Raw genomic sequence first — 14,895 nt, forward strand, 5'->3', positions numbered from 1 at the left:
CCTATCACGTAGGTCGGGCGAGCGTAGCGACTCCCGACGCAAAGATAGTGTAGCATTTCACTGTGGCTCTCCACCGCTGTGGGCACTACGACATCCTACTGCGTAGCGCACCGACCTCAAATTGTAGAGAGCCCGACTAGAAATAGTCGGGCTTTTTTACGTCTGCAGAAAAGTGAAAATAAAAGCGGTAGCCAGAGCCCATGCCGAACTCAGTAGTGAAACAAAACAGCTCGAAGGCGAGCCCCACGGAAGGCCGCCCTGACACAATGATAGTGTAGCATTTCACTGTGACTCTCCACCGCTGTGGGCACTATGACATCCTACTGCGTAGCGCACCGACTTCACATTGTAGAAAGCCCGGATCTAGCGATTCGGGCTTTTTTTACGTCTGCAGAAAAGTGAAATTCGCGCAATTAACACACACTACATCAACACCCATCACGTAGGGCGAGCGAGCGAAGCGACTCCCGACGCTAGAATCACAACAAAACCCCTCAATATCTCAGTCGGCCATTATCCCAGTCCGACCTCCCAATAAAGTAGCATTTGCTACGTGACTTTCCACCGCTGTGGGTACCACGACATTCTACTGCGTAGCGCACCGACCTCACATTGTAGAAAGCCCGACTAGAAATAGTCGGGCTTTTTTACGTCTGCAGAAAATTGAAATATAAGGGAATAGCGAACATTACTCACTCGAGGTCCTGCAGTCACAACTTATGTATTGTGTGGGGCAAGTATGTAGAGCATTAAATGTGTTTTGCTCAAATGTTGCAGTTTTGAATGTATGTATTTTAAAAATGGATAAACCGAATCACTTAATAAATGATATTGGTATGATTGATAAATAATCAAACCATTTTTTGAAGGGTATATGGGCTGATAAAGTCATCAGCCCATATATTTAATAATCAGCCAAGTAGTTAGCAATTGGATAAAAATACAGTAAGTTTTTTACCTATTTTTAAATGGTCGCTTGAAAGGTTATTCCATTGTTTTAGTTTGTTAATACTGACTTTGTAATACTTAGCGATTATCCATAGGCTTTCGCCTGATTTAACTTTATGCTCGATTTCTTGATCTGCAAGTATAGGGAGTATCAGCTTTTTCCCTGCGCGAATACGATTGCTTTTTAGATTGTTAAAGGCCTTTAACTGATTAACTGTTATTGCATGGCGTTTAGCTATGACACTGAGACTGTCGCCAGATTGAATGGTGTAGTGTTGCCATTGACTGTAATCATTACTTTTTTGATTTGCGAGCATTGCTTTAAACTCTATTTGCTCATCGGCAAGAACAACGATATGAGGCGCATCAATAACTGCTGGAAAGCGGTTCACACCGTAATTTAATGATTCGAGTTGTTGCCACTTCTCTTTGTTATCTATGATAACGGATCCCGAAACTGGTATTACCGCAATGGTATTTTTGTTTGCTATCGCAGGAAATGCCATTTTTTGGCTTTTGAGTAGTTGGGCAGCAGCAAGTAACTTAGGGACATATTGGCTTGTTTGTTTAGGTAGTTTTAAGCTGAAGAAATCGGTTGGCTTACCCTGCCTTTTATTATTTTTAATTGCTCTTAAAACGCGGCCTTCGCCTAAATTATAAGCCGCAATAGCATGATACCAATCGCCATCGAAACGTTTGTATAAATACTCCATAAAATCTAATGCTGCACGAGTACTGTCGATCACGTCTTGTCTACCGTCATACCAAGGTGAAATTTTTACTTTAAAATATTTAGCAATAGAGGGCGTTAGCTGCCAAAGACCAGACGCATGTTTATGAGAATAGGCGCTTGCATCAAAATCGCTTTCAATAAGTGGCATTAATGCCAGCTCTATTGGTAAATCTCGTTTTTCTATTTCAGTCACTATATGATAAAGATAGGGTGTAGCGCGGCGGCTTATTTCATCCATATAATTAGGGTGAGATAAGTACCAAGCAATGCGCTTGTTCACATCGGGGTGGTTTGAATTAGCAAAACTTAGCTGTGCGCGAATACGTTGCCAAACATCGTCCAGTTCTTTAGGATTTAAAGGCGCGATTTGTTCAATTGCTTTACTTTGTTGATTAATAACAGGCTTAGCTTTAATAATTGTTTTAGGGGCTGGTTGCTCTGGTGTTGTCTCACAGCCAGATAAAATAAAAATCAGTGGCAAAATGCCGATATATCGATTTAAAAACACGTAAAAACTACTCCGTAATATAAATGCAGCTAGCTAAAAGCCGGTTAGCTTAACATAGGGAATGTTATAAACAGCGCTATAATCACCCGTTTAAACTATTTTACAGGTGAGTATTTTAGATGGTATGTATTGTTAAACTCAGTTAAATTAATAGGGTTACAATAAGTTATCGATTTAGTATTGGCCAAACGGGCTTATTTTTTAGGGATGATGGATGCGTTTAATCTTACTTTTTTTATTTTTATCGACTTTGCTGAGCGTAAATATTGTCGCAGCCACACAAGTAACACCTCCTGTAAATATAGCTCCTTCGTTGCCTACTACGCAAAATAACCATGATTTGGTATACCAGCAATTATTTAGTATGCACAGCCAACTTGCTAGTTTGGATGAAAAACTACAACAACAAAAAACACTCGGTAATGATGTTAAAGCCCTAGAAGCGGCGCAGCAAGCGCTAACAATTCAACTATCTAGATTCCAAGCTCAACTCGAAGCGCAAGATAAACTACAAGCTAGTCAATTTACTGGTTTTGATGGGCGGATAAGTGATATTGCAAGTAACACTAATATGTGGGGGGTGGCATTTACAATTTTTGGTTTGATTATCACGGTTGCTGCAATCGCGCTCGGCTTTAGTGCAAAAAATAGAGCTGTTTACGAAGCCAAACTTGCTGCTAATACAGCTTCAGATAGTCATATGCTGCAATGGTTAGAAGATAATAAGGGTAAATTAATTTCTGAGACCAAAGTTGAACTCGAACAAGTCAGCTTAGAGTTAAAAGATCGAGCCGAAAAGTTAGCAGCAGAAGCGAGAGCTGCACTGAGTAAGATTGAGCATGATCTCATAGAAGAAAGTAAAAGAATTGTCACTTCAAATAAAGGAGAGGCAAATAAAGGCTTAAATAAACACAACAAACCTCCCACAGGGGCTTCAGCTAAAAGTTGGTTTAAAGTTGGTTTAAGTGCATTTGAAAATAATGAATACGATGATGCGTTAAAAGCTTGGGCAAAAGTACTGGAGTTATTAGACCAAAAAGAAGAGCCCGAACTTTATGCTATCACACTGACGAACCAAGGCATTACTTATGGTCAGCAAGACAAACCTGATGACGAGCTCAACAGCTACGCAACTTTGATTGAGCAGTACAAAGACTCATCGAATGAAGAGATTCTAATTCAAGTGGCTAAAGCGATGGGTAACCAAGGTATAAGATATGGTCAGCAAGGCAAGTATAATGATTCACTAAACAGCTGTACAACCTTGATTAAGCAGTTCAAAGACTCTTCGAATGAAGAGATTCAAATTCAAGTGGCTAAAGCGATGTATAACCAAGGCGTTACTTATGGTCAGCAAGGCAAACTTGAGGGTGAACTCAGCAGCTACGTAACCTTGATTAAGAAGTTCAAAGACGCGCCTAATGAAGAGGTTCAAATTCAAGTGGCTATGGCGATGTGTAACCAAGGAGTTGCTTATGGTCAGCAAGGCAAGCTTGATGACGAGCTCAGCAGCTACGCAACCTTGATTGAGCAATTCAAAGGCTCAGCGAATGAAGAGATTCAAATTCAAGTGGCTAAAGCGATGGCTCACCAAGGCATTACTTATGGTCAGCAAGACAAACCTGATGACGAGCTCAACAGCTACGCAACTTTGATTGAGCAGTTCAAAGGCTCATCGAATGAAGAGATTCAAATTCAAGTGGCTAAAGCGATGTGTAACCAAGGCGCTACTTATGGTGAGCAAGGCAAACTTGAGGATGCACTAAACAGCTTTATAACCTTGATTGAGCAGTTCAAAGACTCTTCGAATGAAGAAATTCAAAAAACTATAGCTAATTCAAGAGCAAATATGGCCGAGCTTGCTTTACTTTATGAAACGCCGGAACAGGTGCTTTGCCGTGTTACAGAAGTTGAAGAGTTCATAACTGACCAGCAGGTTTTAGCTGTAATGCAGTTTATTCGCTTTTTATTGGATGATAAAACGATTGAAGAGGTGCTTAGTGCTTTAGCAGAAATTCCAACAGAGATGAAATTAACGTGGGGGTTTAGTGAAATCAAAGATTATTTAACAACTAATTTTGAAGGTGAAAAGCTGCAACAGGTTCAAGCTATTGTGAGCTTTTTTGAGCAACATAAAGATATTGAAAAGTTAAGAATTGAGTTAGGGTTAAAAAGTTAGTTTTTGATTTTAATATCTTAATTTGTCGCCATAAATGACGACCTACACGTAGGACGTGCTTTCGCGCGTAAAGCAGTTTGCTGTAGGGTTGTTACTTTGTATTGTCGCCATAAATGACGACCTACAGCAGGCATCCTTGGGATAACTGAGCTACCTTTTTAAATGAAACTTTGTTTAGAAGAGGGAATTTTGGATGAGTTGGAGTGATTTAAAAAAAGGGCGAGTATCAATTCAGACCGGAGAATATTTTATTACTATCACATGCCAGAATAGGCGGAACATATTTAGTGACTATGAGCTTGCCAATACTTTTTGCAAATGTATTGCTGATAATGAATTTAGCCACCAGTGCCGCTGGTTAACATGGGTTCTTATGCCTGATCACTTTCATGGTTTATTACAGCTTAAAGGGGCTAAGTTAGGCAATGTTGTTGGTCATTTAAAGGGGTTATCATCTTGGCGAGTAAATAAGGTTCGTGGATTTCGTCAAAACGTGTGGCAGCCTGCGTATTATGATCATGCTTTACGAGAAGAAGAAAATAGAATTGAAATAGCAAGGTACATTGCAGCGAACCCTTTAAGGCGTAGCATAGTCAATAAGCTTGGTGATTACCCTTTTTGGAATTCAGTATATTTGTAGGTATTTGTCGCCATAAATGACGACCTAGAGTGGACGTACTTTAGCGCGTAAGGCAGTTTGTAGTAGAGTTAAGCTACTCTGTGTTGTCATCATAAATGACGATCTACACGTAGGACGTGCTTTAGCGCGTAAAGTGGTTTGTTGTAGGGTTGCTGCTTTGTATTGTCGTCATAAATGACGACCTACAGTGGACGTGCTTTCGCACGTAAAGTAGTTTGTTGTAGGATTGCTGCTTTGTACTGCCACTATAAATGACGACCTACACGTAGGACGTGCTTTAGCGCGTAAAGCAGTTTGCTGTAGGGTTGCTACTTTGTGTTGTCGCCATAAATGACGACCTACACGTAGGACGTGCTTTAGCGCGTAAAGTAGTTTGCTGTAGGGTTGCTACTTTGTGTTGTCGCCATAAATGACGACCTACAGTGGACGTGCTTTAGCGCGTAAAGAAGTTTGCTGTAGGGTTGCTACTTTATGTTGTTGCTGTGAACGACGATCTACTGATTACTCACCCAAACACACACCTAAAACATGCCCCTTGTGGTTTTTGTACATAAACCAAATCACCGCCGTGGTTGAGCATAATTTGCCGCGACAAGCTCAAACCAATACCCGAGCCTTGTTGTTTGGTAGTAAAAAAGGGCACGAATACCATATCGATAACATGTTCAGCAATACCAGGTCCGTTATCGCTGACTTCAATGTAAAGCTGTTGTGCGTGATTTTGCGCGAGGGTGAGTTGAATCGTTGGTGTTTTATTAGGATTTTGCGCGTTATGTTGTTGGCTTGTGGCGAGTACTTCAAGTGCATTTTTTACTAAGTTAACCAGTACTTGTTCTATTTGGCTGTTGTCGAGCATCACTAATTGTTGGGTATTAATATTAAGCTCAAAAGTAGTGCCTTGGCTAAATGCTTGCTGCTGATGTAATGCAACTATTTGTGTGAGCACACTAGCTAAATTATAAGGCGCTAATTTAGGTGTAGGTAAGCTACTTACTTGGCGAAAGCGTGCTATAAAATCGCCTAAATGCTCTGTGCGAGACGCAAGTGTAGTTAGTGCGAGCTGCAAGTCTTGCTTATCTTCAAGCTCATTAAAGCACAGCGTTTGCGGTAATAAAGTGGTGCACGTGTTAGCGAGTGATGAAAGTGGCGTTATAGAATTCGCTATTTCGTGAGTTAGCACTTTAGTTAAGCGCTTATAGGCCTGCTGCTCTTTTAACTGCAATTGGTCGTGAATAGACTGTATGCTGACAACGCGGCGAACTTTACCTTGAATTTCGGCGATACTGAGTGCAATTGATAATGTATCTTGCTGTTCACCTGTTTGCCAATGCAGGGTATTACGTACGTTTCGCTCGGCTTTTGAAAGAAGATCACCCACAGCGCCCAATTCACTCAAGTGCTTAATGTTTTTACCTAAAAGCTTACTTACAGCGGGGTTTGATTCAATCACTTGGCCACTGTTATCAGACACCAATACAGCCAAATCGACATGAATTAGTAATGCTTGTAAAAACTGAGCTTGTTGCTCGGCATTAAAGCGTGCGGTTTGCATTTGTGCTTTTACTTGATCGAACTGCTGGCGCATTGGGTGATACTGGCTAAGGCCTAACGTACTATCGCCATTAGCGAGTGCGCGAATAACTATTTCAGCTTGTTTTTGTTGGCGAGTAAATAGTGTGAAAATATGGGCGCTCAACGCAATACTAACCAAGACGATTAACAATAATGTTGCCGAGAAACCTTTATTAATAAGTAAGTAGCACAGTAATGCACTGCAGCTGCTTAATGCGACTAGGTTAAATCCGAGGGAAAAGTAAGGTCGCATGTTTATAATCCATACTTTTCAAGGCGACGATACATAGCACCGCGCGTTAAACCAAGCGCTTTGGCAGCGTGGCTTACATTACCTTGATGATGAGTAAGGGCAGCTCGAACTGTGCGTTGTTCAAGAATTTCTAAATCAAAAGTGTCGTATGAATTATTGCTATTAACGGCTGTATTATTCGCATTATTATTGTTGTTAGCGGTAGCGCCAACCACTGAACTCACATCAAGATTTTCGCCTTCACTTAATATTACCGCACGCTCTATTGAGTGGGCTAGCTCACGTACATTACCCGGCCATGAGTATTGGCAAAGTGATGTCATATCATCTGCTGCAATGGTTAAGTCGCGTTTGTATTTTTGTGAAAAATGATTTAGGTAATAATCTACTAGTAATGGAATGTCGTCACTACGCTCACGTAAGGGAGGTAATCTGATTTCAACAGTATTAATACGATACAGTAAGTCTTGACGAAAGCGACCGTCGACGACGGCTTGCTCAAGATTATCGTTAGTGGCACAAATGAGGCGAATATCAATATCAATTGTTTTACTGCTGCCTATCGGAGTTACTTGGCGGTTTTGCAATGCGGAGAGTAACTTAGCTTGATGTTCAAGAGGTAAGTTACCTAACTCATCTAAAAATAAACTGCCGCCTTGGGCAAGTTCAAATTTACCAATTCGATCAGCTTTAGCGTCAGTAAACGCGCCTTTTTTATGGCCGAATAACTCACTTTCAAACAGGTTTTGCGCTATTGCGCCCATATCTAAGCTCAAAAAGGTGTGTTCGCTGCGCATACTTGCTTGATGAATTGCGTGAGCGGTGAGCTCTTTACCTGTGCCACTTTCGCCAGTGACCAATATATTAGCGTCGGTTTGCGCGGCTTTTTCGATAGTATTAAATACTTGCTGCATTGCTGCGCTTTGCCCTAAAAACTCAAATGATGGCGTGTTTAATGCCTGATTAAGTCCCTGCTTTTGGCGAGTAAGTTTACCAACTTGTTGCTTGTCTTTTGCGTGCGAGAACGCAGCAGCAACCGCGCCAAGTAATTGCTCATTTTGCCAAGGTTTAGCAATAAAATCAGACGCACCTGCTTTAATGGCATCCACCGCAAGCTGAATATCACTGTAAGCGGTCATCAGTAGCACCACGATATTGGCGTCTTGCTCAATGATTTTTTTGAGCCAATAAAACCCTTCTTTGCCGCTAATCGAATCTTGGCTAAAGTTCATATCCAATAAAATCACGTCAATGGGCTGATCGCTTTCTCGTTGCTTGCTAATAATGCCAGCAATATCAAAGGGATTATCAGTAGTTTTGACGCTTTGATAGTGTTGCTTTAATAGCAAGCGTGCTGCAATGAGAATATCGGGATTGTCGTCAACAATTAAAACTGAGCCTGTGTGTTTCATGGTTTTTATTTTTATAGAGTTTTATTTAGCCTAAAACAAAAAAGGAACAGTGTCCATAAATGGACGCTTATTAAAATAAAAAGTGTTCTATAAACGGACACTTAAAGTATCTATCTGTATAAGTAATTATTCAAGCTGTTGTAATTAAAGAATAATTAAAGTTGGCATACGCTTTGTAATAGCTATAGGTAATTAGTTAAATTAAACCTGTATCAAGGCGGCAACATGGATAAGAAAATAGAACGCTCATTTACTCAAAAGTATTTTAAAAAATTCATCTTTGCAACGATGGCCTTGGGGGTTGCAGCGGCTGCGTATGGCTTTACGCAAACTAGCGATACAGGTCGTAGCCAACATGTTGAGCGCAGTAGCCTCACCGTTAGTACAGTTAAACAAGGTGCATTTAAAGATGCGTTGAGCTTACGCGGTCAAGTGGTGCCAAAAACCAGTATTTATCTTGATACTATCGCCGGTGGCCAAGTTGAGGAGCGTTTGGTAGAGCAAGGCGAATTTGTAGAAGCAGGCCAGCCCTTGGTGCGCTTGAGTAATACTAACTTGCAACTTGATGTTATGGGCCGTGAGGCTCAAGTAACAGAGCAGCTAAATTTTTTACGTAATACGCAAATGAATATGGAAACCAGCCGCTTAAACTTACGCCGCGACTTATTAGAAATAGAGTTAAAGATTACGCATTTAACGCGCCGTTTAAAACAAACTAAACCATTAGTTAAAAGTGGGGTGTTGGCGCAAGATAAATTAGCAGAGCTTGAGGAAGATTTAAGTTATTACCATGCTCGCAAGGAGCTAACGCTTGAGCGTCAAAAGCAAGAAAAGTCAATACGTGAAGTGCAAGTCGCACAGCTTTCCGATAGCGCTAAAATGCTCGAGAAAAACCTTCAATTTGCTCGTCGAAACCTCGATAACTTATTAGTAAAAGCACCGGTATCCGGTTATTTAAGCGAGCTTGATGTAGAAATTGGTGAATCAAAAAGCAGCGGCGCACGCCTTGGACAAATAGATATTCCTAACGAGTACAAATTAGTGGTGCGTCTTGATGAGTTTTATTTAAATCAAGTTCAGCGCGATATGGCCGTGATGATTGAACTTGATGATGACGCTATTACTGCCAAAGTGAGCAAAATTGATAGCCGCGTACAGCAGTCTCAATTTCAAATTGAAGTGGATTTACCCAGTAACATTAAAAGTATTAAGCGTGGCCAAAGTATTGACCTTGAGTTGATGCTTGGCAACAACAAAAACAATGCCTTATTGCTTAATCGAGGCGCATTTTTCACAAACTCGGGTGGTAATTGGGTTTACGTAATTGAGCAAGGTAGTGATAAAGCACTGCGCCGTGATATTCGTTTAGGTAAAAAAAATCAACATTATTTTGAAGTGCTCGAAGGGCTAAAAGCAGGGGATCAAGTAATTACCTCAAGCTACAGCAACTTCGATAAAGCACAGCAATTACAATTTTAAGGATAATAACAATGATCAAACTAACTAATTTAAGCCGTGTATTTCGTACTCAAGATGTTGAAACAGCTGCACTAAGCAATATTACTCTAACCGTAAAAGAAGGTGATTTTTTAGCAATTATGGGCCCATCTGGCTGTGGTAAATCGACCTTATTATCTATTTTAGGCATGTTAGATTCGCCAACAAGTGGAAGCTTTGAGTTTGCAGGTACTGACATTGCAGGTTATAGCGAAAAACAATTAGCAGAGTTACGTAAAGCCTCGATTGGTTTTGTATTTCAGAGCTTTAACTTAATTGATGAATTGACAGTTTATCAAAATGTAGAGCTGCCTTTGCAATATCAAAAAATTTCAAAAAGTGAGCGTAAAGAGCGTGTTGAAACCATTTTAAAGCGAGTGGGTATTGATCATCGAGGCGATCATTTACCGCAACAGTTATCGGGTGGTCAGCAGCAGCGAGTGGCAGTAGCGCGAGCTTTGGTGATTAACCCTAAGCTAATTTTAGCTGATGAGCCAACGGGTAATTTAGACTCAAAAAATGGTGATGAAGTAATGGCAATGCTCCGCGAATTAAATAAAGAAGGCACCACGGTAATTATGGTTACGCACTCTGATAAAGAGGGTAATTACGCAGATCGTTTAGTACGCCTACTTGATGGCCAAGTGATGCTTGATAAAGCAAATAACGTACAACAAACGGTGGAGGTTGCATAGCATGTTTGTAAGTTACTTTATTACAGCGCTGCGTTCGTTCAAACAGCAAAAACAACATTTTATTTTAAATGTATTAGGTTTAAGTATTGGCTTAGCTTCAGCTATTTTAGTGGCGTTGTTCGCACAAAATGAGCTGTCTTACGATAGTCAGCAGCCACATGCTGAACGTGTTTACCGCGTAGGCCAAGACTTCTCGAAGTTGGGCTTATTTGTGATCCCAATCTTCAATTATTCACAAGGAGCGAAGGCAGTCGAGTATAGCCAAGTGGAAGAAGTCTTTGGTTTGACTATGGTGTCGATGACTAGAGAGGCGATGGTTGACGTACAGTATCGCGATCAGGGTTTTAAGCTCAGCGATTTATATGGAGCAACTCCAAATATTGAGAATTTTATCAATATGAACACATTGGCTGGCGATTTAAAAAATGCTATGAGTACACCTGGTAGCCTAGCATTGAGTGAGTCTGAAGCACTGCGTATTTTTGGTTCTGTGAATGTTATTGGTAATACGCTACAGCACGAACAAGGGCAATATACTGTACGGGCGGTGTTTGCGGATTTACCAAGCAATACTCACTTTGCATTTAAAAACCTAGTGTATGTAAAACATGACCCGAGCAACCTTATGATGAATAGTAGCTACGTTTATATGCGTTTAGCGCCACAGGCCGATCCAATCGCACTTGCGGATACACTTTCTAAACAATACTTTAATGGGCAAATGGCGGGGCAAATTGCCATTGAATTTCACCCACTATTAGACTTACATTTAATAGCCAAATCACCATTTGAAATGAAAGCGGGTGGCGCAAAGCAAGTCGTGATGATTTGTGTGGGTTTGAGTGTGTTGCTTATTTTAATTGCGGGCTTTAACTTTATCAATATGACGGTGGCGCAGTCCACAAGGCGTGCTAAAGAAGTTGGGGTGCGTAAAGCACTTGGCGCAAGTAAAGGGCAGTTAGTAACGCAATTTTTAGCTGAGTCTATGTTGGTTGCGTTATTGTCGATGATTACTGCATGTGTATTAGTAGAGCTGTTATTACCGAGCTTTAATCAGTTAGTCGATCGTGAGCTAGTCGTAATTTATTTTTCAGCCTTTGGTTTGGGTATTATGAGCGTGGTGATTGCTGTAGGCATACTTGCCGGTTTGTACCCTGCATTGTTTATCTCATCATTTAGCGCTAAACGAGTATTAAGTGGCGATTTACAACGAGGCAGTACAGCTACTTGGGTGCGTAAAAGTTTATTAACCCTACAAGCTTCACTGGCAATAGGCCTGATCATTGCCTCGATTACGTTATTAAACCAATTATCTCACTTACAAAGTCTTCCTTTGGGCTATCAAACACAGCAACGCTTAGTGGTTTCAGAGTTGCCAGTGCAATCGGTATTTACGCAGCAGCCTAGCGCACTCATTAATCGCTTGACGGCTATTGATGGCGTAGAGCAAGCAACGATTATTGATACCCGTTTAACCGTTTCAATTAATAATACATTACAGCCAACTTGGCCCAATGGAGAATCATCAGGTGGAATAACCCCTGTGATAGGTTCTGGTTTTGATGTCGTAAAAGGGCTAGGTCTTACGCTCATTGCTGGTAGAGACTTTAGCCGTGAGTTTTCCTCAGACTGGGCGACGCGAGCAAACGGGGTTACAACGGTGGGTACAATTATTACAGAAACCGTTGCCAAGCAGGCTGGTTATAGCAATGTGGCTGATATTGTTGGACAAACAATTAAAGACACAGGGCGTAATGTGGATATGCGGGTTGTCGGTGTTGTAAAAGATGTAAAAATTGGTAATGCACAAGATGCAAATTCTAACATTATGTTTTTATGTGGCTTTAACTATTTAGCACCGGTATCTGAAGTGATTTTAACAGTTAATTTGCAAAAGCTCCCAGCTATAAAGCAAGAAGTGATCGCAGCCTTGGCTGAGGTGTCTAATATTTATGAGCCAAAAATAAACCTACTAGCTGAAAACTATAAAGCGGTTTTAAAAGCTGATGAGCGTGTTTCTCTTGTGGTACTTATTTTTACGGGCCTTGCGGTATTCTTAACCTGCTTGGGTACATTTGGTTTAGCTTCATTTGCCACAATTCGTCGCCAAAAAGAAGTGGCGGTACGCAAAGTACTTGGCGCATCACGTATTAGTATTATGAACCTACTGGCAAAAGAGTTTTTAATTTTAGTATTGGTGAGTGTAGCCATTGCATACCCAATAACCTATTGGCTGGTGGGTGATTGGCTCGCTAATTTTAATGAGCGTGTTGATCAAGCGCTGTGGGTTTATTTAATTGCAGCTCTTAGTGTTGCAGTAATTACTTGGCTCACGGTTGCAAGCCTTGCATTTAAAGCTGCAAGCACACGGCCATCGCTTACTTTACGTTATGAGTAAATAAAGCTCCGTGAATTAAAAAAGGGTTAGTGAACACACTAACCCTTTTTTGTATCGTAAATTTTATTGATACGAAATGTAATACCCAGGTACATGTGCTTGGGTATACAAATGCCCGTCAATGTATGAATCTTGTATTAAAGTTCCAATATTTGCAGCGTTAATACGCATACGAGCCACCATTTCATGGACTGCTTCAGCTGTAAAAACGTCTTCGACAGGAGGATCACCAACAAAATTAGTAAACCACGGAAACCAGCTATTATCATTGCCACTTACGCTTTGGTCGGGGTGGTAGATACCGGCCTGCCAGCGATCAAATTTCAGACTTTCTAAACTAAATAGGCCAAAGTTTGCTTGCGTCATACATGCATCAGCGGCTTGGTATTCAGGGTAGCCAGAACTGGCAGCAAACTGATTGCACACATTGTGTGGAAGGTTGCTGGTATTTGCTGCAGAATATTCTACAGCTCTAAACATAACAGGACGAGAAGAGCTACCTGCGGGGAAAATAATATTTGCCGCAACAGGAGAATTCCAACGTTCATTATACATCGCAATTGATAGGCCTAAGTCCTCTTTGTTTATTGCAACGTTATTTTCATGTGTCCATGAGCCGCCAGGATCAACAGGAGTGCCGCTGTTATCGAATATTGTTCCATGTTGGTTTGCCTCCAGTTGGTTAAGTAGGTTTGGCGTTGTATTGTCGACAACCGTTACTGGGATCATGCTACTAGCTGCACTAGGTGTATAATTTGTAGTTGGGTTGTTCAATGCTTTCCAACATAATAAGCCATAACCATAGCCGTCATTTATCATCGGGCAGTTTGCCATATTTGCAGATGATTGGTTGCTTTGATAAGTGTGATTAACCGATGCAGCTGCGGCTTCACCTGTACCTACTAATACTCCCCACGATTGAAGTGTTATTTGTGCATACGGTAGTTCACTTTCTGGTAAATAGAGTGTGGTGCTAGATATTAAGTTAAGCGCTAAATCGAACTCATAGAGCACTACGGGGCGCATTCTATTTTGCTTTTTCTTAGGGTACTGGGCTATCACGGTTTGCTTTGAAGGTGGGGTTAGGTACTTATCACTCACTTGTGCTAATAAATAAATCTGATTTTTTGATATATAGCTGCTTATAAATTTGTTTACGTTCCAAGTTGATAGCTCGCGAGACTTTATAATTTTTGCATTATTATCAGTCAGCTGTAGAGTACTATCTTGTTGCAAAAGCCATGTATTTTCACTCAAACCAATTACTTTAGTATGTTCAAAATTATATTGATTTTGTTGATCATGACTCAGTGTATTTATGATGGCATTACTATTGACTTGGTAGCTAGAAAATGATGTTTCTTCATTGTGATACTGATGTAAAGGCGCCGAATATTGACCAAATAAAGCGGTTAATTCAATTCTAATAGTGTTATCTAATTCTTTAACAACCCACTGATCTTGCGCCTGCTGGTGGAAAGTTATTGGAGTGTATTGACCCTCCTTATCTACACTGTATGCCTGCCATGTTGTTTCACACTTTGATATGCATAACTTAGACGAGCGAACAAGGGCATGTTGTTCCTGTGAGATTAGAGAATCTTGTTCGTCTTCAAATTTGAACCGTAATGGTGTGCCTTTTTCAGCGATCTCGAAAGAAAAAAGAATGCGCCGTTGGTTACCGCTAACATGCAATGCATTGTGATTACTCTGGCCTAATCTGAGTTTGGAATAGGTATTTGATGTGTGTACTTTATCTGTTTTACCTAAAAAAGCTGAGCCATTATTCTGTTTATGGCTTTGCTCTCCTTCTTGGAGTTCTAAAAATTGTAAACGTTGAATACACGCTTCTTCTTTACACGTTTGTAGCTGTATTTTACGTTGCTGGTATGTAAAATTAAACCAAGGCGTTTGAGCTAAATAGCTTTCTTGGTTTGCATAAAATAGTACTGGTAGAGTACTTGTATCGAATTGTTTTGCTATTGCTGCACAATGCATACTTGCTGTTATTGTAAGTGCAGTGATAAAAAATGTAAGTAGTTTTTTCATGATGGTTCCTT

General features: G+C 40.6%; 9 protein-coding genes. 5 read left to right on the top strand and 4 right to left on the bottom strand.

From position 1 onward, the window contains the following. Positions 1-923: 923 nt before the first annotated feature. Positions 924-2,189, bottom strand: a complete 1,266-nt coding sequence (locus tag P20495_RS11060; protein WP_008136006.1) for a LysM peptidoglycan-binding domain-containing protein — start codon at positions 2,187-2,189, stop codon at positions 924-926. 214 nt (positions 2,190-2,403) lie between these two features. Between P20495_RS11060 and P20495_RS11055 the strand changes: the two genes are divergently transcribed. Continuing rightward, complete coding sequence (locus P20495_RS11055) at positions 2,404-4,368, top strand: tetratricopeptide repeat protein (protein WP_008136007.1); 1,965 nt, start codon at positions 2,404-2,406, stop codon at positions 4,366-4,368. Between the two features lie 193 nt (positions 4,369-4,561). Continuing rightward, positions 4,562-5,008 (top strand): transposase, encoded by a 447-nt coding sequence (locus P20495_RS21560; RefSeq protein WP_008136011.1) that lies wholly within the window; start codon positions 4,562-4,564, stop codon positions 5,006-5,008. A gap of 505 nt (positions 5,009-5,513) precedes the next feature. Here P20495_RS21560 and P20495_RS11045 read toward each other — a convergent pair. Both P20495_RS11045 and P20495_RS11040 read right to left on the bottom strand, forming a co-directional pair. Next, complete coding sequence (locus P20495_RS11045) at positions 5,514-6,833, bottom strand: PAS domain-containing sensor histidine kinase (protein ID WP_008136012.1); 1,320 nt, start codon at positions 6,831-6,833, stop codon at positions 5,514-5,516. 2 nt (positions 6,834-6,835) lie between these two features. Beyond that, a complete protein-coding gene (locus P20495_RS11040) occupies positions 6,836-8,245 on the bottom strand; it encodes a sigma-54 dependent transcriptional regulator (protein ID WP_008136013.1) in 1,410 nt (469 codons plus the stop codon). Between the two features lie 225 nt (positions 8,246-8,470). Here P20495_RS11040 and P20495_RS11035 point away from each other — a divergent pair, with 225 nt between their 5' ends. Genes P20495_RS11035 through P20495_RS11025 form a run of 3 tightly spaced genes read left to right on the top strand, consistent with a single transcriptional unit; the run spans position 8,471 to position 12,835 of the window. Further along, entirely contained in the window at positions 8,471-9,724 is a 1,254-nt protein-coding gene (locus tag P20495_RS11035) for an efflux RND transporter periplasmic adaptor subunit (RefSeq protein ID WP_008136015.1), read from the top strand. 11 nt (positions 9,725-9,735) lie between these two features. Further along, positions 9,736-10,437 (top strand): ABC transporter ATP-binding protein, encoded by a 702-nt coding sequence (locus tag P20495_RS11030; RefSeq protein ID WP_007377361.1) that lies wholly within the window; start codon positions 9,736-9,738, stop codon positions 10,435-10,437. A 1-nt stretch (position 10,438) separates the two neighbouring features. Further along, on the top strand, positions 10,439-12,835 hold the full coding sequence (locus tag P20495_RS11025) for an ABC transporter permease (RefSeq protein WP_008136018.1): 2,397 nt from the start codon (positions 10,439-10,441) through the stop codon (positions 12,833-12,835). Positions 12,836-12,898: 63 nt separating this feature from the next. Here P20495_RS11025 and P20495_RS11020 read toward each other — a convergent pair whose 3' ends face one another. Further along, on the bottom strand, positions 12,899-14,884 hold the full coding sequence (locus tag P20495_RS11020) for a hypothetical protein (protein WP_008136020.1): 1,986 nt from the start codon (positions 14,882-14,884) through the stop codon (positions 12,899-12,901). Positions 14,885-14,895 lie beyond the last annotated feature (11 nt).

It is taken from the genome of Pseudoalteromonas sp. BSi20495 (genome assembly GCF_000241185.1).
GTDB classification, from domain to species: Bacteria; Pseudomonadota; Gammaproteobacteria; order Enterobacterales; family Alteromonadaceae; genus Pseudoalteromonas; species Pseudoalteromonas fuliginea.

Bases quoted from the DNA above. Each gene is read 5' to 3' on its own strand.
- P20495_RS11030 (WP_007377361.1), top strand. From the start codon at position 9,736: ATGATCAAACTAACTAATTTAAGCCGTGTATTTCGTACTCAAGATGTT.
- P20495_RS21560 (WP_008136011.1), top strand. From the start codon at position 4,562: ATGAGTTGGAGTGATTTAAAAAAAGGGCGAGTATCAATTCAGACCGGA.
- P20495_RS11055 (WP_008136007.1), top strand. From the start codon at position 2,404: ATGCGTTTAATCTTACTTTTTTTATTTTTATCGACTTTGCTGAGCGTA.
- P20495_RS11035 (WP_008136015.1), top strand. From the start codon at position 8,471: ATGGATAAGAAAATAGAACGCTCATTTACTCAAAAGTATTTTAAAAAA.
- P20495_RS11040 (WP_008136013.1), bottom strand. From the start codon at position 8,245: ATGAAACACACAGGCTCAGTTTTAATTGTTGACGACAATCCCGATATT.
- P20495_RS11045 (WP_008136012.1), bottom strand. From the start codon at position 6,833: ATGCGACCTTACTTTTCCCTCGGATTTAACCTAGTCGCATTAAGCAGC.
- P20495_RS11025 (WP_008136018.1), top strand. From the start codon at position 10,439: ATGTTTGTAAGTTACTTTATTACAGCGCTGCGTTCGTTCAAACAGCAA.
- P20495_RS11020 (WP_008136020.1), bottom strand. From the start codon at position 14,884: ATGAAAAAACTACTTACATTTTTTATCACTGCACTTACAATAACAGCA.